Source organism: Kribbella sp. CA-247076, from assembly GCF_050942445.1.
GTDB lineage: Bacteria > Actinomycetota > Actinomycetes > Propionibacteriales > Kribbellaceae > Kribbella.
Map to the genome: position 1 here is coordinate 590,087 of NZ_CP192051.1, position 20,908 is coordinate 610,994.

At 69.1% G+C, this 20,908-nt stretch carries 19 protein-coding genes; 9 read left to right on the forward strand and 10 right to left on the reverse strand.

Going from position 1 to position 20,908, the window contains the following annotated elements:
* Positions 1 to 2: 2 nt before the first annotated feature.
* Complete coding sequence (locus ACQPYZ_RS02910; RefSeq protein ID WP_433164923.1) at positions 3 to 1,715, reverse strand: glycosyl hydrolase family 18 protein; 1,713 nt, start codon at positions 1,713 to 1,715, stop codon at positions 3 to 5.
* A 204-nt stretch (positions 1,716 to 1,919) separates the two neighbouring features.
* Between ACQPYZ_RS02910 and ssd the strand changes: the two genes are divergently transcribed.
* The 9 genes from ssd (at position 1,920) to ACQPYZ_RS02955 (ending at position 9,170) form a co-directional block, all read left to right on the forward strand.
* Complete coding sequence (gene ssd / locus ACQPYZ_RS02915; RefSeq protein WP_433164925.1) at positions 1,920 to 2,981, forward strand: septum site-determining protein Ssd; 1,062 nt, start codon at positions 1,920 to 1,922, stop codon at positions 2,979 to 2,981.
* A 105-nt stretch (positions 2,982 to 3,086) separates the two neighbouring features.
* Positions 3,087 to 4,241, forward strand: a complete 1,155-nt coding sequence (locus tag ACQPYZ_RS02920) for a TadA family conjugal transfer-associated ATPase (protein ID WP_433164927.1) — start codon at positions 3,087 to 3,089, stop codon at positions 4,239 to 4,241.
* Between the two features lie 132 nt (positions 4,242 to 4,373).
* The gene (locus ACQPYZ_RS02925; RefSeq protein ID WP_433164929.1) at positions 4,374 to 5,177 is read left to right on the forward strand and encodes a type II secretion system F family protein; all 804 of its coding nucleotides are present in this window, start codon (positions 4,374 to 4,376) and stop codon (positions 5,175 to 5,177) included.
* Positions 5,174 to 5,884, forward strand: a complete 711-nt coding sequence (locus tag ACQPYZ_RS02930; RefSeq protein WP_433164931.1) for a type II secretion system F family protein — start codon at positions 5,174 to 5,176, stop codon at positions 5,882 to 5,884. The genes ACQPYZ_RS02925 and ACQPYZ_RS02930 overlap by 4 nt, the downstream gene beginning before the upstream one ends.
* A gap of 141 nt (positions 5,885 to 6,025) precedes the next feature.
* Positions 6,026 to 6,238 carry a DUF4244 domain-containing protein gene (locus tag ACQPYZ_RS02935; RefSeq protein WP_433164932.1) on the forward strand — a complete coding sequence of 71 codons (213 nt, stop codon included), beginning with the start codon at positions 6,026 to 6,028 and terminating at the stop codon, positions 6,236 to 6,238.
* 63 nt (positions 6,239 to 6,301) lie between these two features.
* Positions 6,302 to 7,102: a TadE family type IV pilus minor pilin gene (locus tag ACQPYZ_RS02940; protein ID WP_433164934.1), complete on the forward strand. Its 801-nt coding sequence runs from the start codon at positions 6,302 to 6,304 to the stop codon at positions 7,100 to 7,102.
* Between the two features lie 200 nt (positions 7,103 to 7,302).
* Positions 7,303 to 7,767, forward strand: a complete 465-nt coding sequence (locus ACQPYZ_RS02945; RefSeq protein ID WP_433169613.1) for a hypothetical protein — start codon at positions 7,303 to 7,305, stop codon at positions 7,765 to 7,767.
* A 262-nt stretch (positions 7,768 to 8,029) separates the two neighbouring features.
* Entirely contained in the window at positions 8,030 to 8,650 is a 621-nt protein-coding gene (locus tag ACQPYZ_RS02950) for a response regulator (RefSeq protein WP_433164936.1), read from the forward strand.
* Between the two features lie 97 nt (positions 8,651 to 8,747).
* Complete coding sequence (locus ACQPYZ_RS02955) at positions 8,748 to 9,170, forward strand: hypothetical protein (protein ID WP_433164938.1); 423 nt, start codon at positions 8,748 to 8,750, stop codon at positions 9,168 to 9,170.
* A gap of 1,002 nt (positions 9,171 to 10,172) precedes the next feature.
* Here ACQPYZ_RS02955 and ACQPYZ_RS02960 read toward each other — a convergent pair.
* The 9 genes from ACQPYZ_RS02960 to ACQPYZ_RS03000 form a co-directional block, all read right to left on the reverse strand.
* On the reverse strand, positions 10,173 to 10,337 hold the full coding sequence (locus tag ACQPYZ_RS02960; protein ID WP_433164940.1) for a hypothetical protein: 165 nt from the start codon (positions 10,335 to 10,337) through the stop codon (positions 10,173 to 10,175).
* A gap of 145 nt (positions 10,338 to 10,482) precedes the next feature.
* Positions 10,483 to 11,730, reverse strand: coding sequence for a CehA/McbA family metallohydrolase (locus tag ACQPYZ_RS02965; protein ID WP_433164941.1), 1,248 nt, complete (start codon positions 11,728 to 11,730; stop codon positions 10,483 to 10,485).
* A complete protein-coding gene (locus tag ACQPYZ_RS02970; RefSeq protein ID WP_433164943.1) occupies positions 11,730 to 12,893 on the reverse strand; it encodes an ABC transporter ATP-binding protein in 1,164 nt (387 codons plus the stop codon). The genes ACQPYZ_RS02965 and ACQPYZ_RS02970 overlap by 1 nt, the downstream gene beginning before the upstream one ends.
* Positions 12,893 to 13,711 carry a carbohydrate ABC transporter permease gene (locus tag ACQPYZ_RS02975; RefSeq protein ID WP_433164945.1) on the reverse strand — a complete coding sequence of 273 codons (819 nt, stop codon included), beginning with the start codon at positions 13,709 to 13,711 and terminating at the stop codon, positions 12,893 to 12,895. Before ACQPYZ_RS02975 ends, ACQPYZ_RS02970 begins: the two co-directional genes overlap by 1 nt.
* Positions 13,708 to 14,706, reverse strand: coding sequence for a carbohydrate ABC transporter permease (locus ACQPYZ_RS02980; protein ID WP_433164947.1), 999 nt, complete (start codon positions 14,704 to 14,706; stop codon positions 13,708 to 13,710). Before ACQPYZ_RS02980 ends, ACQPYZ_RS02975 begins: the two co-directional genes overlap by 4 nt.
* Positions 14,706 to 16,130 carry an extracellular solute-binding protein gene (locus ACQPYZ_RS02985; RefSeq protein WP_433164948.1) on the reverse strand — a complete coding sequence of 475 codons (1,425 nt, stop codon included), beginning with the start codon at positions 16,128 to 16,130 and terminating at the stop codon, positions 14,706 to 14,708. The genes ACQPYZ_RS02980 and ACQPYZ_RS02985 overlap by 1 nt, the downstream gene beginning before the upstream one ends.
* A 663-nt stretch (positions 16,131 to 16,793) precedes the next feature.
* Positions 16,794 to 17,561 (reverse strand): hypothetical protein, encoded by a 768-nt coding sequence (locus ACQPYZ_RS02990; protein ID WP_433164950.1) that lies wholly within the window; start codon positions 17,559 to 17,561, stop codon positions 16,794 to 16,796.
* Between the two features lie 397 nt (positions 17,562 to 17,958).
* Positions 17,959 to 18,420, reverse strand: a complete 462-nt coding sequence (locus ACQPYZ_RS02995) for a hypothetical protein (RefSeq protein ID WP_433164952.1) — start codon at positions 18,418 to 18,420, stop codon at positions 17,959 to 17,961.
* A 35-nt stretch (positions 18,421 to 18,455) separates the two neighbouring features.
* A complete protein-coding gene (locus tag ACQPYZ_RS03000; RefSeq protein ID WP_433164954.1) occupies positions 18,456 to 20,765 on the reverse strand; it encodes a DEAD/DEAH box helicase in 2,310 nt (769 codons plus the stop codon).
* Positions 20,766 to 20,908 lie beyond the last annotated feature (143 nt).

The following is a 20,908-nucleotide window of genomic DNA, read 5'->3' on the forward strand; positions in this document are numbered from 1 at the left end:
GATCAGACCTGACCCCAGAGTGCGGGGACGTTCGGTGGCTCCCAGCCGGTCAGGGAGGTGTGGCCTTGGATGCACCGGTAGGTGAGGCCGTTGTAGCTCACCAGCGCACCGGTCGCGTACGTCGTGTTCGGCGCCCACGGGGTGGCCGTCGGGGGCGTCTGGGTCGGCGTCTGGGTCGGCGTTGTGGTGGGAGTCGGTGTAGGTGTCGGTGTCGGAGTGGGGGTCGGTGTTGGCGTCGGCGTGGGGTTCGGGCCGCTGCAGCCGGGGGTGTCGGCGTTGACCGCGTTCACCACGTGGTTGAACAGCGTCATGCCGGGGTCGAGTGCCTCGAGGGAGTACATCATCGCGCCGGCCAGACCGTTGCAGTGCTGGTAGTCCGCCTTGGCCTTGATCGACTGGGCGTTGTCACCCGTCCAGAACGTGCCGTTGCGGTAGAACCAGGTCGCCTTGGTGGTGTCGTCGAAGTACGTTGCCGACGGGTCGTCCACGAAGCCGATGAGCTCCTTGTAGAACGAGACGCCGGGGACGTTGCCGCTCATCGCGTGGCCGTCGGCCGGGCCGGTCGCCAGCTGGTACTTCCCGTTCGCCGTACTCGGAACGCCCTTCCAGCCCCTGTAGTAGAAGGGATATCCGATCGTCAGCTTGTTCGCCGGGAAGCCGCCGGGGATGCCGTACGCCGGGTCGCCCGTCGTCCACGCCTCGATCGCGCCGTCGACGGAGTACTTCGCCTGGCCCGGCGGGATCGGCGTACTCGGGTCGTCCGGGGCCCGGTAGAGCGGGTCCTGGAAGTTCGTCGGCCCGGTGGCGTCCCAGCCGCCGTGCATGTCGTACGTCATCACGTTGTTGTAGTCGAGGTACTGCCCGATCTTGTCGGTCTCGATCGTGGCGATCTTGTCCTGGCCCGCCGGCGTGGCCGCGGTCAGGTAGTAGCGCTTGCCGGTCTGGTTGCCGTAGGCATTCAGTTGGGCGCGGAACTCGGCCAGCAGCAGGGTGAAGTTCTGCTTGTCGGCCGGGCTCCAGTGGTTGCCGACGTGACCGTTCGGCGAGCCCGGGTACTCCCAGTCGAGGTCGATGCCGTCGAAGATGCCGGCCGCCGTACCGGGACCGCCGAAGCCGTCGATCACCGGCAGGTCGCCTTTGAGGAACATGTTCACGCAGGAGCTGACGAAGGTCTTCCGCTTGGCGTCCGTCGAGGCCGCGTCGGAGAAGTACTTCGAGTACGTCCAGCCGCCGATCGAGATCAGGATCTTGAGGTTCGGGTACTCCGCCTTGAGCTTCTTCAACTGGTTGAAGTTGCCCTGGATGGGCTGGTTCCAGACGTCACCGACCCCGTCGACGCTGATGTCGGCGCCGTACGATTTGCCGTAGTCGGCGAACGCGTCACCCGCGCCGTCGCCCGCGTTCGGGTTGTTCTCGTCCTGCGAGGCCGCCTTGTTGGCCATGAAGCAGGTGTGGCTGGTCGGGTGGATGTTGGCGAACGCGTAGTTGAGGAAGTCGAGCTTCGCGGCCGCGCCGGTGGTCTTGAGGTTCTTCGGGTAGAACGCGTTGGCGTAGATGCCCCACTGGGTGAAGTACGCCGTTTTCACGCCGCCGGCAGCCTGTGGAGCTGCGGCGGCCTGCTGGGTCTCCGGTGCGGCGAGCGAGATGCCGGCGGCGGTGATCAGGGCGGTGGCGGCGACGGTGGCAGTGGCGCCGAGCATGCGTAGTCGACTCATGGGCGGGTCCTCCGGAGCTGGGACGGAAGCGGTCCGGTGAAAGTTAGTTAAAGACGCTTCGAAAGGAACGGTAACCGTTCCCGGTGGGTTGGTCGCGGCCTCGCGGTGGCGGATTCCCGCTGCTGACGGAAACCCGACAGCCCTTTGTCCACAGGGATCGGAGTGCCTGGCCGGACGGTGGTCCGGCGACGGCATCTTCTAGGCATGGACACTTCTTCAACTTCGGTGCTCTTGGCAACTACCGACGACACGCTGCTCGACGACCTGCTCCGGCTGGCCGCGGCGGCCTCCATCACACCCGTGGTCGAGCGCGATCTCCTCGGCCTCCGACGCAACTGGCACACCTCGGCCTTGGTCGTCGTGGGCGAGGACCTGATCGAGCCCCTCGCCCGCACCCAACCGGTACGGCGCTCCGGCGTTGTCGTGGCCGGATTCGCCGACGGCGACGACGTGTACCGCTGTGCCTTCGACATCGGCGCGGAGTCGGTGTTCCGACTACCTGACCGGGAGTCGGCGCTGGGTGACAAGCTGGCCGACGCGCTTGACGGCGGAGTCCGGACCGCTCTGACGCTGGCCTTCGTCGGCGGCTGCGGGGGAGCGGGTGCGACCACGCTCGCGTCGGCCGTCGCCGTGCTCGGGAACCGCCGCGGCTACCGGACGATGCTGATCGACGGCGATCCGCTCGGTGGTGGCATCGAGCTGGCCTTGGGGATCGAGCACGACGTGGGAGACCGGTGGCCCAAGCTGCTCAACGCCGCCGGGCGCGTGAGCGCGGCGGCCTTGCGATCCGCCCTCCCGTCGGTCGACGGCTTGGCGGTGCTGTCCTGGGATCGATCCGACGTCACGGTGCTGCCACCGGAGACGATGAGTTCGGTGCTGGGTGCCGCTCAACGCAGCAGCGACCTCGTCGTGGTGGACTTGCCGCGGCGCGCGGATCCTGCGGTGGAGGAAGGTTTCGTCCGCGCCGCCGCCACCCTACTCGTCGTGCCGTGCGACGTCCGCTCGGTCGCCGCCGCCAACCGCCTGGTGGGGCCCCTCCGCGCCGTCGCCGGCGACCTCCGCGTCGTAGCCCGCGAATCCCGCACGACAGGCCTGTCCGCAACCGACGTAGCTACGCACCTGTCTTTGCCCCTAGCAACGAAACTGTCCTTCGAACGCGACCTCCCTGCCGCCATGGACCAAGGCCGCTTCGACCCCCACCCCCGCGGCCCCCTGGCCCGAGCCGCCACCAACCTTCTCAACCTCTTCACCCTCCCCACCCGATGATCCCAACACCCGGTCGCGCCGTGCCACGCGGTCGCACCGGCCTGCTCCGACACCCCGTCGCGCCGTGCCATGCGGTCGCACCCACCTGCTCCGATCGGCTCCGTCATGAACGTCCCCGCCAGTCTCATCGACCGCGTCCGCGGCACCCTCGCCGTCACCGGCGCCGAACCCACCCCTGCCCGAGTAGCAGCCGCCCTACGCGCAGACGGCGGCGTCTACGGCGACTCCGTCGTACTCGCCGTGGTCGCAGCCCTCCGCCGAGAAGCCCTCGGCGCCGGCCCACTCGACACCCTCCTGTCCGAGCCGGGCATCACCGACATCCTGGTGAACGGCCCCGACGAGGTGTACGTCGACCGAGGGAGCGGCCTCGAGCGAGCCGGCATCCGCACCGGCGACGAGCCCGCCCTCCGCCGCCTCGCCACCCGCCTCGCCGCAGCCGCCGGCCGTCGCCTCGACGACGCCACCCCGTACGTCGACGTACGCCTCACCGACGGCACCCGCTTCCACGCCGTCCTCTCACCCGTAGCCGCCCCCGGCACCTGCCTCTCCCTGCGAATCCCCTCCCGCAAGGTCTTCACCCTCGACGACCTCGTAGCCGCCGGTGCCCTACCCCCAGCCGGTACGACGATCCTCCGCAACCTCCTCGATTCCCGCCAGGCCTTCCTGATCAGCGGCGGCACCGGAACCGGGAAGACAACCCTCCTCAACTCCCTGCTCTCACTGGTAGACCCAACCGAACGCCTGGTCCTAGTGGAAGACGCGAGCGAACTCCGCCCCGACCACCCGCACGTGGTCCGCCTCGAGGCCCGTCCACCCAACGTCGAAGGCACCGGAGAAATCAGTCTCCGGGACCTGGTCCGCCAAGCCCTCCGAATGCGCCCTGACCGCCTGGTCGTCGGCGAAGTACGAGGTCCCGAAGTGATCGACCTCCTCAACGCCATGAACACCGGCCACGAAGGCGGCTGCGGCACACTCCACGCCAACTCGGCCGCCGACGTACCAGCCCGCCTAGAAGCCCTGGGCGCCCTCGCAGGCCTGACTCGAGAAGCCATCCACAGCCAAATCGCTTCAGCCCTGAACGCCGTCATCCACCTGACCCGCACGCCCGGCGGCACCCGCCGAATAGCCGAGATCCACGTCCTGGATCGCCTCCCAACCGGCCAGGTCGTCGCCCGCCCAGCCCACACGTTCCACCCCAACGGCACCATCCACCACCACCCCCACGCCGCCCACCTCCTCCCCACCCCAACCGCCGCCTGATCCTCCGGGCGCCGAACGCCCCAACCGTCGCCTGACCGTCCGGACCCGAACGCCTCAACCGCCGGCCGACCCTCCGGGCGCCGAACGCCCCACGCCGCTGACCACCGATCCCCGACACATAGCAGGCGCACCGTGACTCCCGCCTTCATCGCCAGCCTGTTCGTGCTGGCCACCCTCCACCTCACCCTCCCCAACCGAGGTCGAGGCCTACACCGCCTCACCGCCCGCACCTCACCAACTCCCACCCGCCGCCCACCCCAACGCCTCCTACCCCAACGCTGGCTCTTAGCCGCACCTGCCGCACTAGCACTCCTCCTGCTGGGCGCGAAGTACCTCATCTCCGCCGCAGCTCTGACCGTCATCGCCTGGCTGATCCTCACCCAGCGAGCCGAACACCGACGACGTACTGCCGAAGCGATCAGCCGCGCCCAGATCATCGAAGCCCTCGACATCCTCGCCGCCGACCTGACAGCCGGCCGACCACCCGTCGACGCCCTCGAAGGCGCAGCCACCACCTGTCCCGACTTCCAGATTGCCCACGCAGCAGCCAAACTCGGCGGCGACGTCCCCGGCGCCCTGGACCTGGCCGCCGAATCCCCAGGAGCAACCGGCCTACGCGCCCTGGCGGCAGCGTGGCGCGTAGCCGAAGAGTCCGGAGCAGCCTTCGCCGCCCTCACCGAACGACTAGCAGAATCCCTCCGAGCCGACGAAGCCATCCACCGCCAGACCGCCGCCAGCCTCGCCGGCGCCCGCTCCACCGCCCGCATCCTCGCGCTACTGCCGATCTTCGGCATCGCCCTCGGCTACTCACTTGGCGCCAGACCGCTGTCGTTCCTCACCGAAACCCCGATCGGTTGGCTCTGCCTAGCCGCCGGCCTCGGTCTTACCACCCTCGGTCTCCATTGGACGTCCCGTCTCGCGGAGGTCAACCCATGAGCGCCGTACTGGCCGCAGCCGCAGCCGCCATCACCTCGTACCTAGTGATTCCTGCCCATACAGACCTCCGCCGCCTGTCCCCACAACCCCGCCGCCAACGCTCCAGCCCGCCACGGCTGCACCGACTCGCAGCAACGATTGCCGCTCTCGGTCTGCTCTTCATCTTCGGCGTCCCCTGGGGCATCGCGCTCTCGGCCGCCGCGTACTACGCAATTCCCAAAGCCTTGGCGCGATTGGAACCAGCCGCGACCAGACGACGAGCCGCCCAGCTCACCGCCGACCTCCCGTTGGCAGTCGACCTACTCGCCGCCTGCCTCCGCGCCGGCCGCCCACCCCAACAAGCCTTGAGCACAGTTGCAAGGGCCATCCCCGGTCCTCTAGCCGAGCTTTTCACTGAAGTCGCCCATCACCTTGCCCTCGGCGCGGACCCAGCAGACGCGTGGTCCCACCTCCGCACCGAGCCAGTCTGCGCCCCTTTCGCCAGAGCAATCGACCGCTCCCTCCGATCGGGCGCTCCACTGTCCAAGACCCTCGAACACCTGGCCAACGACACCCGTCAAGCGCACCAGCACGCCGCCGATCAACGAGCACGAGCGATCGAGTCCCGCACAGCCCTGCCGTTGGGCCTGTGCTTCCTCCCTGCCTTCGTCCTCCTCTCCATCGTGCCCACCATCGCGGACGCCTTGATCCCCTACCTCATCCAATAAAGGTGCTCACAGCAACCATTGTGCGCGGCGGTGAAGAAGTTGTCCCCAAGCCAGAAACTCCTTCAGAAAAAGGCGTCCGACAACGGCACCTTGTCAGTAAGCGGTCCGGATGAGCCCGGACCACAGATCGGGAGGTACCAGATGTCCAAGGCGCTCGTGGCGGTCCGCAACCGTCTCCGCACCCGCTCCGACCGCGGAGCCGCCACCGCCGAGTACGCGGTCAGCGTCGTCGCAGTCTGCGGCCTCGGCGGCATCCTCGTCGCGCTGCTGAAGTCCGACGCGATGATGAACGCCCTCAAAGCCCTCATCAACTACGCCCTCCAGCTGGCCGGCGTAGAAGGCGTCCAGCTCTAACCCAGACCGGGGCGGTCGCGGCCTCCCCCTCCCGCGACCGCCCCACCCAAGGACTGACTGCCCATGCCCCAACCAACCTCCGCCCCCATCCCGAGCAATCGCTCGGCCCACCTCGACGCCCTGCGCGCCGGAATAGCTCCGAGCTCCGTCCCACCACCCGAGGGCCAGCTCCGGCTCCAACCCCATCGCCCGTCACCGCCACCGGCTCCACCAGCGCCACCAGTTCCACCAGCGGCACTAGTTCCACCAGCTCCACCAGCGGCACTAGTTCCACCAGCTCCACCAGCGGCACTAGTTCCACCAGCTCCACCAGCGGCACCAGTTCCATCGGCGCCACCTGCGCTGGAACCAGTTGCACCAGCGTCACCGGGGCCACCGGCGCTGGCGACGCTGGAATCGGCACCGGAGCCGCGGCCCATCGCCGCCCCAACCGCCGCTCGCACCGTCGTCCGCACCGCCGGCCAACTGAGTGCCGGCCGCCGTCGATCCGGCCGGACGACCACTCAGCGCGGCGCCGTCACCGCCGAGATCGCCATCGCCCTACCCGTCCTCCTCACCCTGCTCTACCTGGGTGTCTGGCTCATCGGCGTAGTCACAACCAACATCCGCTGCATCGACGCCGCCCGAGACGTAGCCCGCGCAGTAGCCCGCGGTGAATCCCCCGAAACGGCCCAAGAAATAGGCCGCCGCACAGCCCCACCCAACGCCGCCATCACCATCACCCGCACCGGCCCTGACATCCAAGTGACGATCACCGCCACCCCCCACCGCAACGCACCCCTCCTCTCCGCCCTCCCCAGCACCCCCATCACAGCCAAAGCCACCCTCCAATCCGAACCCACCTCAGAGGCCCCACCCCCATGACCCGCGAACGAACACACCCCCCGCAAACCTGCCGCCCCCAAGCGCCCCACTCACCGTCCACCTCGGCCACCTCTGCGTCCGCGTCGACCCACCACCCGTCGTCCCGCCGTCGGCCAGACACCCGGCGAGCGTGCTCAGAACGCGGCAGCGGCACCCTGCTAACCCTCTTCGCAGGCCTGCTCCTCATGACCGCCGTGGCCATGGCCGTCCTCTGGTCAGCCATCTCCACCACACGCCACAAACTCGCCGCAGCCGCAGACCTGACAGCCCTAAGCGCCGCCCAATCCCTCCAGCCAGCACCCACTACCCCCGCCGCCACCGCGTCCCACCCCACCGCCTCGGCCCCGACCGACTCCGACTCTTCGGCCTCGGCACTGGCCGACTCTCCATCCGTTGCCGCGGGCCCCACGGCATCCGGCGCCGCTGCCTCGGGGCCGGCCGCCGCACGCATCGCCACGCCCGACCCAGCTGCACTTCCACCGAGCCCGATCCGCTCCGCAACCCCGTGCGAAACAGCAGCGCGGATCGCAGCCCTTCACCAAGCCACGCTCACCGCCTGCGAAGTCACCGCGGACTCGGTCACCGTCCAACTGAGCACCCAACTCAACCTCGCCGACATCACCCACCCAACTCTCACCGCCACCGCGCGAGCCGGCCCCGTCTAGCCCCGACCACGGCCCGCCGAGCCGAAGGCGACGTACCTGCTCCAGCAGCAGCTCGCCTGCGCCGATCCACACAACTCCGACCGAACCGAGCGAGTTCGACGACGGTTGTACTCGAGCGGTCGCGATCTGGTCGCAATCTGGTAGAGATGCCGCGTTGATGTGGACGTGGCACGGGAGCGGACTCCATGATCTGGAACCGAAGTCCTGCCCATCCTCCCGGACGCACTTCCCCGGCGCCCGGACGGTCACCTCGGAGGCCCGTTTGCCCGACCGCATCCGGCTGTTGCTGGTCGACGACCAGATCCTCAGTCGAGGCGTACTCAGAAACGGTCTCGAGCGCGAACGCGACCTGGAGATCGTTGCCGAACTCAACCGTTCGGACGATGTGGTCGCCGCCGCCAAGCGTCACCGCGCGAACGTGGCCCTCCTCGACGCCGCGGGACCGGGGAACGACAGCATCAAGGTCACCACGACACTGCGTACGTCGATGCCGGAGTGCCGTGTCCTCATGCTCACGACCTACGGCCGCCCGATCCACTTCCGTCGCGGTCTCGAGGCGGGCGCCAAGGGGTTCGCCCTCAGAGGCAGCCCGGCTCCCCAGTTGGCGGACGCCGTACGCCGGGTGCACCTCGGACTCCGCGTGGTCGACGCGAACCTAGCCGCCGAGAATCTGAGGTACTCCGACACACCACTCAACGACGAGGAGACCGACACCCTCCGAGCAGCCCGCGACGGCGGCTCCGTCGCCCTCATGGCCCGCAAACTCGAAGTCTCCGAACGCGTGGTCCGCACCCGCCTCTGGTCAGCCATAGGCAAAACCGGCGCCCGCACCCGCTCCGACGCCATCCAAATAGCCGAACGCAACGGCTGGCTCCTCGACTAACCAACCGCGCCGCCGTGATGGGGATGGGTGGTCGAGCCGTGCTTGGTTGAGTGGCGTGCCTTCGGGTGGGGCGGGTTGGGAGGGGCAGACTAGGGTGATGACGGCGGGACAGCAACGGGTGATTGTCGTGGATGCGGCGAATGTGGTGGGGTCGCGGCCGGATGGGTGGTGGCGGGATCGGGTGGGGGCTGCTCGACGGTTGCTTGCCCGGCTGGCTGAGTTGCAGGAACGGCTGGGGGACGCGACCGAGGTCGTGGTTGTCCTCGAAGGTGCGGCTCGGCGCGCCGTCCAGGGTCCGGACGAGCCGGAGCTCGGCTTGCTTCGCGTGGTTCTTGCGGATGGTTCGGGCGACGACACGATTGCCGCTGTCGCCGCAGAGTTGACCGGCCGTGAGCCGGTGCCCGACGTCACGGTGGTAACTGCGGATCGAGGGCTCCGCCAACGTACAGAACCCACCGGAGCGGTGAGCGAAGGTCCCACGTGGCTCCTCAACCAGCTGACGCCCAACGGCACCGGTTGATGCGGACCTGGTATGGCGTCCGGTTATCCGGACCCCGGGTCGGTGCTCAAGCTCGGGCTCGGTGTTAGGAGCCTCCGACTCAGGGTTGGCGACCTGTGCAGGAGCTCTGTAGTGCGAATGGTGACGATCTGAAAGCGGGATGAAAGTTCGGGACCGCATGCTGATGTACATCGTCCGGCCGGCGTCGACCGGTCGCTCAGCATCGGGGAGTTCCGGTTCCATGTCATATCCACCTCAAGGTCACCCTCAGCAGCCGCAGGACGGGCCGTCGAATCAGTACGGCGGTCCACTGCCCCCGGGGAACGGGAATCCGCCGGAGTCTGGCTCCGGCGATGTGCGCGGAGGGGCGCCGGTTGGGCGCGAGGCCGGCTGGGCGGGGCGCGGTGATACGCAGGGTGGGCCACCGATTGGGAATCAGGCCCCACCGGCTGGTTATGGACCTGGGCCCGGCGGGAAGCCGGGCGAGTATGGCGGTGCGCCGGCAGGTTACGGGGCTGGGTACGGCGGTGCGCGGGGTGGGGCGCTGTTCGGGGATGAGGCCGGGCCGGTCGGATATGGGAGTGAGCCTGGCGGCTCGGCGGCGGGTTATGGGGGTGGGCCCGGTGGGGCGGCGGCGGGTTATGGGAGTGCGCCTGGCGGGCCACCGTCAGGTAATGCGGGTGGGCCTGGTGGGGCGCCGGGCGGGTTTGGTGGGGCGCCGGTTGGTTATGGGGGTTGGCCTGGTGGAGGGCCGGGTGGGCGTGGGGGTGTACGCGGTGGGGGTGTACGCGGTGGGGGTGGGTCGCGGCGGGCGGGGGTGATTGCGGTGGCTGGTGGGGGCTTGGCTTTGGTGATGGCTGCGGTGGTGATTGGTGTGGTGTTGTCTCGGGGTGGTGACGGCGGGGGCTCGAGTGCACCGGTGGGAACACCGCCTGAGGCCGGGCCGACTTCGAACGCGTCTGCGTCGCCGTCGAGTAGTGCGCCGGCTAACGCGGAAGCCGCCGTACTGGCGGTTGCCAAGGCTTATGCGGCGGCGGTGAACCGGTCCGACAAGGAGGCGGCGACCGGGTTGACCTGTGCGAAGTCGAGCCCGGGCGCGATGTACGTCGCCGGGGCGGGGAAGGCGCAGTACCAGGTAGGGCCGGTGGAGATCTTGAACGCGACCAACGCGACTGTCGACATGATCACGGTTGGTGCTTCGGGGCGCGGTGTTCCGCTGCCGTTCGCACTTCGTGACACGTGGTGCGTGGCTGTCTGACCGAGGCGTGACATTGCCCGCACGTCGCCGACTTAGCTGACTGCCGCTCCGCCCGGGGCTGCCCGCGGCGGGGCGTTAGGTGCAGAGGGATAGGAATTGGTTGGTGTGGGTTAGGAGGAGGTGGGGGCCGGGCGTGGCGGGGATGGGGTGGTGGGGGGAGGTGATGCGGTGGCGGGTGCCGTCTGGGGTGAGGACGAGGGTGTTGGGGGCGCCGAGGGCTACCAGGTGTTCGCCGGTGCGGACGAGGACGGGGGCTGTGTAGGAGGCCGAGATGGCGGTGCGGCCGGCGGCTAGGGCTTGCAGGGCGGCGGCGGTGAGTTCGTCGGGGCCTTCGGCGTCGGCGTCGACCGCCAGCCAGGTAGTGGGGGTGCCGGGCGGGGTGAGTGATGACGGGTTGTGCCAGTCGCTTCCGCCGATGGGCGTCGTACTGGTCATGCCCCAGGCTTGCCACCAGGCGATGGGACCGCCCCAGCGCTGGTCGAGCCAGGTGGAGTGCCAGACCTCGGCGAGTGGTGGGTGTTCGGGGAGTGGGTGACGCCAGGAGCAGTCGCCGCCGAGTGGGTGGTTGATCGAGAGCAGTCCGCCGCGGCCGGCGACCTCGGTGACCCAGGTCGCGGCCGGACGGCGGAAGTCGATCACGCCGATGTCGCCGAACGCGTTCGCGTGGCCGGAGTCGGTCGTGACCTCCTGGCCGGGGATGAGCCCGATGCCGAAGGTCTTCCCGATCGACGGCAGCTCGGCGTGATGCGCGACGGTGTTGTGATCGGTCACGGCCAGCACGTCCAGGCCGGCCGCGACGCCGAGGGCCGCGAGATTGGCGACCGGTGTGGACCCGTCGGAGTGGAGGGAGTGCGCGTGGAAATCCCCGGCGATCCACTTCAGACCAGGCGGGGCGGGCAGAGTACGACGCGGTGGCCGAGGTGGTACGGCGATCGCAGCGCCGGCGTCGACGTACTCGGTCAGACCAGGCACGACCGAGACCGGACCAGTGACCGCCTCGACGATGAGCTCGACGCCCGATACCGGGAGGCGATGCAGGCCGATGACAACGAACCACGTGCCCGGCTCGAGTTCGCCGGGCACGTAGCCGGGGGTTGCCGCGGTCGGTGTGATGGCGAACGTACGACGCGCGCCGCCGGACCACCCGCGCCACCCACCGGCGCCCTCGCAGCCGATATCGATGACCGCCCCCTCGACGTCGGCGACGGTCAGGGTGACCAGCAGACCAGGGCAGTCCACCGGGATGTCGACGGGGAGTGAGTGCCAGACCGACTCGGCTCGGTCGTCGAGGGTCCAGTGACGGCGGTACGTCGTGACTGCCATCAGGCGACCGTGGCGGGCTGCCGGGCGAGCAGTTCGCCGGACTCGCGGTCGTACAAGAGCACGCGTGCGGCCGGTGCCGTGAGTACGACGGTGGTGCCCGGCTCCGGCTCCTGCTCCTCCGGCACGGTCACGCCGATCAACGTGCCGTCGCAGTCGACGCTGACCAGCGACTGGGTGCCGAGGTTCTCCGCCACCACGACCTGGCCGCGGAGGGTTGGTCCGGTGACGTCGCCGGTCGCCAGCGTCAGGTACTCGGGCCGGATGCCGACCATCACCTCAGCACCCACAGGAGCCGAGCCAGTTGTGGCTGGCAACGAACCACCGGCGATCGACACACTGCCCACAGGACCAGGTGACGAACCATTGGATCCGACGGCAGGCGAGCCACCCGCAGCCGACGCGACGCCACCCGCGGTCGAGGCGACCGTGCCTGGCAGGAGGTTCATCGGCGTGGAACCGATGAAGTTCGCGACGAACGTGTTGGCAGGCCGGGCGAAGACCTCCCGAGGACTGCCGAGCTGCCGAAGTCTGCCGGACTCCATCACCGCGATCCGGTCGGCCAGGGCCAGCGCCTCGGCCTGGTCGTGCGTGACGAAGACCGTGGTGATGCCCAAGTCCCGCTGCAGCTTCTTCAGGAACGTCCGCGCCTCCAGCCGCAGTCGAGCGTCCAGGTTGGACAACGGCTCGTCCAGCAGCAGCACCTTGCCCTGCGATGCGATCGCCCGCGCCAGCGCGACCCGCTGCTGCTGACCGCCGGACAGTTGGCCCGGCTTGCGTTCCAGGAGTCCCTGCAACGACAGCTCACCAGCGGTCCGTTCCGCTGTCGCCGTACGGGTCGAGGCGGCAACCCGCCGTACCTTCAACGGGTAGGTGATGTTCTCGGACACGTTCATGTGCGGGAACAACGCGTAGTCCTGGAAGACCATCGCCACGCCGCGCTTGCCCGGCTCGGTCCTGGTCACGTCGGTGGCGTCGATGCGGACGGTGCCCTCGGTGGCCTGTTCGAGGCCGGCGATCGTCCGCAGCAGGGTGGTCTTGCCGCACCCGGACGGGCCGAGCAGGGCGAAGAACTCGCCGTCCTCCACGTGCAGGTCCAGCCCGTCGACGGCGCGGACGCCGTTCGGGTAGACGGTCGCGAGGCCCTCGATGTCGATGCCGGCCATCAGCTCTTGATCCCTCCATGGAAGCGGAACCCGTACCGCGAGTTCACCAGCAGGTACAGCACGACGACCGGGATCGAGAACAGCAGCGAGAACACCGGCAGCACCTGCAGGTTCACGCTGCCGCCCTCGTCGGTGAGGGTCTGCATGAGCACCGCACCGGGCTGCAACTCGATCGACCGGATGAGCAGGAAGGGCACCAGGAAGTTGCCCCAGGAGTTGACGAACGCCCAGACCATGATGGTGGCGAGGCCGGGCCGCGCGACCGGGAGTACGACGTCGCGCAGGATCTGGCCCGTGGACGCGCCGAAGACCCGCGCCGACTCCTCGTACGACTTCGGCACCGCGTCGACGAAGTCCTTCAGGATGAAGATTGCCGCCGGCAACAGCCCGCTGGTCATCACCAGCGCGACCCCGAACCGGGAGTCGATCAGCCCGAGCTGGAACATCATCACGAAGATCGGCACCATCGCCGCGGTCCCGGTGACGACCGACGACAGCAGCAACAGTCCGTACAGCAAGGCGTCCCGGCCCGGGACGCGGACCCGCGACAGCGCGTACGACGCCAGCGCGGCGAACGCGGTCACCGCCACCGCCGTGGTCACGCAGATGACGAGCGAGTTCACCATCGAGCGCATCGCGTACGGGTGGTCGAGCGTCTTGCGCACGTTCGCGAGCGTCCAGTCCGGCCAGTGCAGGCCGAGACCGGGGGAGGCGTCGAACGGCGCCGACGCGATCCACAGCATGGGGACGGCGAAGAACAGCGTGATCGCGCAGATCAGGACGTAGAAGCCGATCCGGCGTACCACGAAGGTCGTCATGAGCGCCTCCGGAGCAGCCGCAGGTAGATCAGCGAGACCAGCAGGTTCGCGATCAGCAGCAGGAACGAGATCGCCGACGAGTAGCCGAGCTCACCGCCCTGCAGGGCGACGTTGTAGATGTAGACCGGCACGGTCTCGGACTCGTGGTTCGGCCCGCCCTTGGTGAGCAGGAACGGCGAGAAGTCGTTCGCCGTCCACAGCGAGATCAGCAACGTGTTCGTGAGCACGTGGCCGCGGATGTGCGGGAACACCACGTCGCGCAGCGTCTGCCAGCCGGATGCGCCGACCATCCGGGCCGACTCCAGCTGTGACGGCGGGACGGCCTGCAGTGCGGACGAGTAGAGCATCATCGAGAACGCCGTACCGCGCCAGGTGTTGAAGACCACCAGACAGGCCATCGGATAGTCGATCAGCCACGCGGTCCCCGGCGTACCGAGGAGGCCGTTGAGGGTGCCGCCGTCGCGGTCGAAGAAGGCGACCCACAGGTACGCGACCACGGTCGACGGCAGGATCCAGGCCAGCAGCACGAAGGCCTCGACGGTACGGCGTACGGCGGGACGCGCACGCCGCATCACCCAGGCCAAGGTGAAGCCGAGGACGTTCTGGCCGATGATCGCGGAGCCGAGGACGAACAGCAGCGTCAGCCACAGCGCGTTGTGGAACAGCGCGTCGTTCAGCGCCTGGGTGTAGTTGGACAGGCCGACGATCGACGGCGACACCGCCTCGACGCCGGTCAGGCGGTAGTTGGTGATGCCGATGTAGATCGTCCAGATCGCCGGGAAGACCAGGAACGCGCCGATCAGCAGCAGGGCCGGGGCGACGAAGCCGAGGGCCCGGCCGACGCCGAGCCCCGCGACGTCGACCGCCGGACCGCGCCGCTGCGACCGCCGACCGGAAGGTCCGGCCGAGCCTCCCGGTCCGGCCGAGCCTCCAGCCCCGGCCGGACTGCGATCCTGGACCGGTTCGACCGGCACAGGTGCGGAAGCAGACGTCATCAGTTGCCGGCGACCTTGTCCTTGCCGCCGGCGGCCGCCTCGACCGCCTTCTGGTATGCCGTCGCCGCCTGCTCGGTGGTCTTGCCGCCGACCACGTCGGCGGTCGCCTGCTGCAGCGCGGCCGAGATCTTCGGGTACTCCGCCAGTCCGGGCCGGTACTGCGTGACCGGCAGGACCTTGGTGGCGACGAAGTTCAGCATCGGGTCGCCGGCCAGCACCTCGGAGTTGACGTCGGACCGCTGGGTGATCTTCGCCGCGCCGTCCAGGGACGCCTTCACCATCTCGGCGGAGTTCATGAACTGCAGCAGCTCCCACGCCTGCTGCGGGAACTCGGTGTTCGGGTTGATCACGGTCGCGCCGCCGCCGGACATCGAGACGAAGTCCTGGCCGTCGACGCCGCCGCCCGGCCGGGCGGCCGGGATGAGCGCGTAGCCGACGGCGGCGTCGCGGTCGGCCATCTTGGCCACGCCCTCCTTCGGCTCGACCACGCTGCGCCAGAAGTAGTCGCCCTCGAGCAGGATGCCGATCTTGTTCGCGGCGAACTGGGCGAAGGACTTGTCCCGGCCCTTGGCCTCGCGCTGCAGCACCGGGTCACCGAGACCGGTGGTGTAGATCGTGCGGTAGAAGTCGAGCACCTGGCGCAGCTTCGGGGTGTCGCCCAGCCACTTGCCGTCGGTGTTGACGGTCGCGCCGGTGCCCACCAGCAGCGGCAGCACGCCCTGCATCGTGGTCGCCTCGCCCATCGCCGTACCGGCGTTGATCTGGATCGGGGTGACCCCGGGGAGCTTCTTCAGCGCCTGGCCGGCCGCGATGATCTCGTCCCACGACGTCGGCTGCCAGTCGGCGGGCAGCCCGGCCTGCTGGAACAGCTTCTTGTTGAAATAGAGCACCCGGCCGTCGGTGCCGCCGGGAACGCCGTACCGCTTGTCCTCGAAGCTGCCGAGCTGCTGCACGGACTCGGGGATCTGCTTCCAGCCGTCCCAGTCGTCGACCTTGGCGGCGTCGCCGACGGTGTCGGTGAGCGGCTTGATGTAGCCGGCCTGGGCGAACTCGCCGACCCAGATGCCGTCGACGTTGAACAGGTCCGGTCCGGCCTTGTTCGACAGGTCGAGCGACAGCTTCTGCTTGTAGACCTCGTCGTCGGAGCCGTCGCCCTGGTACGTGACCGTGACGTCGACGCCCTTGCCCTTCTGCTCGGCGACGAACTTCGGGATCAGCACGTCCTGCGTGAACGCCGCGCCGGCGCTGTTCTTGCCGCCCTTGACCGAGTTCGACCCGATGGTCAGCTCGACCTTCTTGGCGTCGGCGTTGCGGTTCGCGTCCTGGTCTCCGCCGCCGGTGTCGGACGAGCCGAGGCAGCCGGTGAGCAGGGCGAGCGCCGCGGCGCCCAGGACGGCCGAGGAGTACAGCCTCAGTGATCGCATCAGGGGTCTCCTTGCGAGGTTCGGTGCAGCGAAGTGCCGGTCAAACACTGGCACCCACGGACGACTATGTGAAGACTTTTGCCCAACCCTCCAGAAAACGTTGTCAACCGTTACCCGGATGCCGTCGGCAACGGTTCGGTGCCGCGTACGGCGGGTGACCTGCCGGTTATCGGGGATGCCGTGCCGGCGTCAAATCGGGACCGGGCGCGATGCGTTGCGGATGGGTTAAAGAGTCCTCAAGGTTTCATGGCAACAAGTAGCTGACTAGATACAGAACGTGACAACAACCTGTAGCGTCCTTGCCGATCGGATCAGTGGATCGGAGGTGAAAGACATGCTGTTGCACGGACTGGCCTGCCTTCTCGACGACCTGCTCTGGCACTGCCACCATCACTGCTGGTGGTGACAGGCCCGGCCGACTGGTGACGGACGCAGACGAGACGGGCGGACGGTGACAGCGACGGTGGCAGTGACAGCGCCATGGCCCGAGGCTCCCGCTGACGCGCAAGCAGCGGGGATCCACCGGCCGAAACCCGAGCACCGGTTCCGGACCGAATCATCACCAGACCACAACTGAAGTACGTGTCGATCCGAAGGAGCGAGAAACAAACAGCCGGCCCCGACATCGTCGGGGCCGGCTGTCCTCTGGGTGGCTCGAGTGGATCAGCGCTGGGCCAGCTGCATCATCTGCTTCGGCAGCACCGTCATCTGTGCCGGGATCGGCGTCTTCGGCCGGACCAGCTCGAGCAGACTGGATGCGGCGTTCGCGATCGGCAGCGGCAGGGCCAGGCCCAGGGAAGCCAGCAGCGCGTTCACGAGTGCCAGCACCGCACCCAGGATGTCCAGACCCGGGAGTGGCAGTGCGCTCCAGCCCTGGACCGGTGAGCCCGACGCGGACATGCTGCCGGTCGGTTGTGCCTGCTTGGCCTTCCCCTTGCCGAGCAGGGACGTCAGGGCGAGACCGCTGGCGGCGTTCACGAACGTGCCCGCGCTCTCGTCGTAGTTCCACTTCTGGCCGTCGCCGTCACGGCAGGGCAGCACCAGCAGCGGTGCGCCGGCCGGGACCTTCGCCAGGTCCGCACCGCTGTCCAGGCAGGCGCCGGTCGAGGCAAGGGCGCCACCGACGCTCTTGCTCATGGCGACCTGCAACTGGCCGGACTCGGTGTAGATCCACTCCTGGGTCTTGCCCTCCTTGCCCGGCGCGCACGCCATCATGACCGCCATCGGGACCTTGGCGGCCGCGACGAAGGTGAGGCAGTACCGCGTGTCCGAACGGGTGGCGATGTGCTTGGCCACGCCGACCTCGACGCCCGGAGGTGCCGATCGGGCCGGCTCCGGGTTCGCGGCCTGCGCCGGTACGGCGGTGGCCAGCGCGACGCTGACGGCGAGAACCGCCACGCCGCTACGGCTCAACAGCTTACGGATGATCAAGACAACCTCCACAGGTCGTGCCATCGCAGCTCGCGTCAGGTCGTCGGGACCCCGATCGCGCGAGTCCGCCCGGCCCCGGCACCGCGGCGGCACCCCTTGCGCGAAGGGCGAGCTGCGGGTCGGTCCCCCGTGAGGAGGCGGTCTGGCCCGGAAGGCCGGTGGTGACTCAACGCGACGTTGACGCCACAACCAGTAAGGCACAGGAGGTCGTCAGGTGGTTACGGTCGACTGCGGGAACTTGATGCCAATGGCAACTAACTGCCAGCGGAAAGTCGTTGCGCAGGGCCCCGAAATCCGGCTGCAGGGCGGCCGAGCGGTGGCTGTGCGCCTTCCGAGACCCGACGGCAATCTGACGATATCAGCCCGAAGCAGTGGATGCCATTGGCAACAGAGTCGGTCAGTGCGGCTGCCGGGTGTCGGTGGACCCGTCGGCGGTGTGCCGCTCGGTCGCGAGCCGGTCGTCGGCCGTCGTCCGGTCGCGGTCGGTGGTCAGCTCGCGGGTAGTGTCGCGATCCACATCACTCTCGGTGACACCCGTCGTCGAGGTGACCTCGGGAGTCCCGGACTCGGTGGCCGACGTGGGCTCGGTCGCCGGCGTTGGCTCGGGGGTCGCGGCCTGGGCGCGGAGTTCGCGCATCTCCTTGCGGCGGCGGTAGCCGCGGCCGAGTCCCTTCTTCATCAGCCACAGGCCGACGATCAGTGTCGCGCCGGCCAGCACGCCGAGGACGAACACGGTCGCGACCGACATGCCGAAGTCGACGCCGAAGACCTGCATCGTGGTCGACAGGCTCGAGGTCGTGACGACCCCGAGGCCGAACAGGACGGCGAGAATGATGAGGACGATTCCGAGAACGGCCATCACGGGCTGCCTCTCTGCCAGCCGCGGCTGGCGGTTCAGGCCTCACTGCTGAGCAATGCGGTGAGCAGCGCGACCGCGCCGCTCTTGTCGAGTGGGTTGTTCTGGTTCCCACATTTCGGTGACTGTACGCAGGACGGGCATCCGTCCGTGCACTCACAGTGTGCAATCGCCTCACGTGTCGCGGTCAACCACTCGCGGGCCGCGGCGTAGCCGTGCTCCGCGAACCCGGCGCCGCCCGGGTGGCCGTCGTACACGAAGACGGTCAGGCAGTCGGTGTCGGCGTGCCGCGCGGTGGAGACGCCGCCGATGTCCCAGCGGTCGCAGGTGGCGAACAGCGGGAGCAGTCCGATCGACGCGTGCTCGGCCGCGTGCGCCGCACCGGGTACGTCGGCCAGCCCGAGCTCGGCCACGCACGAGTCGGGCACCGTCCACCAGACCGCCTTGGTCCGGAGGGTCCGCTCGGGCAGGTCGAGCGGCTGCTCGTCGAGTACGTCGCCGGTCGCGATCAGCTTGCGCTGGAACGAGATCACCTGACTCGTCACCTGGACCCACCCGCGCGACAGCTCCGCCGTACCCCAGGAGCAGCTCTCCTCGGTGGCCAGGATGCCGATCTCGGTCACGTCCCGGGCGAAGGTGGTGTAGTCGGGGGCGGCCGGCTCCACGACGGCGGCGTACTCGTCGAGGTCGAGGGTCTTGACCAGGTACGACTCGCCGGCGTGCACGTAGACGGCGCCTTCGTGGACCGAGGAATGGGCCGAGCCGCCGTCGACCGTGCCGAGCAGCCGGCCGGTCCGGTCCTCGACGATCTGCACCGTCTTGCCGCCGGCCGAGCGGATGTCGATCGCGTCCACGGCCCGCTCCCGCCGTGTCCAGAACCAGCCGTGCGGCCGCTCCCGCAGCAGGCCCTGCCGGACCAGTTGGGCGATGACGGCCGGCGTCGTCCCGCCGAAGACCTCGTAGTCCGCCTCGGTCAGCGGCAGCTCCTGGGCGGCGGCGCACAGCTGCGGGCCGAGGACGTACGGGTTCTCCGGGTTGAACACCGTTGCCTCGACCGGACGTCCGAAGATCGCCGCCGGATGGCGCACCAGGTAGGTGTCGAGTGGATCGTCTCGGGCGACCAGCAGGGCCAGCGCGTCACCACCGGCGCGGCCGGCCCGTCCGGCCTGCTGCCACAGCGATGCGCGCGTCCCCGGCCAGCCGGACAGCAGTACGGCGTCGAGACCAGCGATGTCGATGCCGAGCTCCAGTGCGTTGGTTGCCGCGACGCCGGTCAGCTCACCGCTCTGCAGCATGCCCTCGAGGCGTCGGCGCTCCTCCGGCAGGTAGCCGGCCCGGTACGCCGACACCTGGTCGGCCAGCCCTGGATCCACCTCGGTCAGGTTCTCCCGTGCGGTCATCGCGACCGTCTCGGCCCCACGCCTCGACCGGACGAACGCCACCGTCCGGACGCCGGTCACCACGAGGTCGGTCAGCAGGTCGGCCACCTCGGCCGTGGCGGAACGGCGTACCGGAGCACCGTTCTCGCCGCGCAGCGAGGTCATCGGCGGCTCCCACAGACCGAACGAGATGCCACCCCGCGGGGACCCGTCGTCCACGACCTCCACCATCGGCAGGCCGGTCAGCCGCTCACCCGACACGGCCGGCTCGGCCACCGTCGCCGAGGCGCAGACGAAGATCGGATGAGCGCCGTACTGCGCACAGATCCGGCGGAGGCGTCGCAGTACGCCGGCCACATGCGCGCCGAAGACCCCGCGATAGTGGTGACACTCGTCGACCACGACGTACTGCAGGCAGCCGAGGAAGCGCGCCCAGCGCTGGTGGTTCGGCAGGACGGACCGGTGCAGCATGTCGGGGTTGCTGAGGACGTACGTCGCGTGGTCGCGGGCCCAATCGCGTTCGGTGCGCTCGGAGTCGCCGTCCAGCGTGGTCGCCCGCAGACCGGGCACGGTGTACGACGAGACCGCGCGGAGCTGGTCGTGCGCCAGCGCCTTGGTCGGCGACAAGTACAGAACAGACGCCGTCCGGCGATGGGGGGACGCGGCCTGCGCGATGCTCAACGTGGCGAAGGCGGGCAGCAGGTACCCGAGCGACTTGCCAGAGGCCGTCCCGGTCGCGACCACCACGTGCTTCCCGGCGTACGCCGCCTCGGCGGTGGAGACCTGGTGGGTCCAGGGCGCGGTGATGCCGGCGTCCGCGAGCTGGCCGAGCACTTCGGCGGGCACCCAACGCGGCCAGTCGCACGTCCGCCCGGGCCGCGACGGCACCGACTCGACGTGGGTCAGCCGGTCGTCCCGGCCGACGGCAAGGCGCTTCAGCACAGCCGCCGCCTCACCACCCGCACGCATACGGCGAGCCTAGTCGCGGCCACGGACAGCAGCAGTCCGGGTGCACGCGGCGCCTGCACGCGGCGGATGCACACGGCTTTTTGGGAGGGGACATCGACTTCCGGTGCAACGAGATGAAAGAGTTTTCGGAGACGGCCCTACTC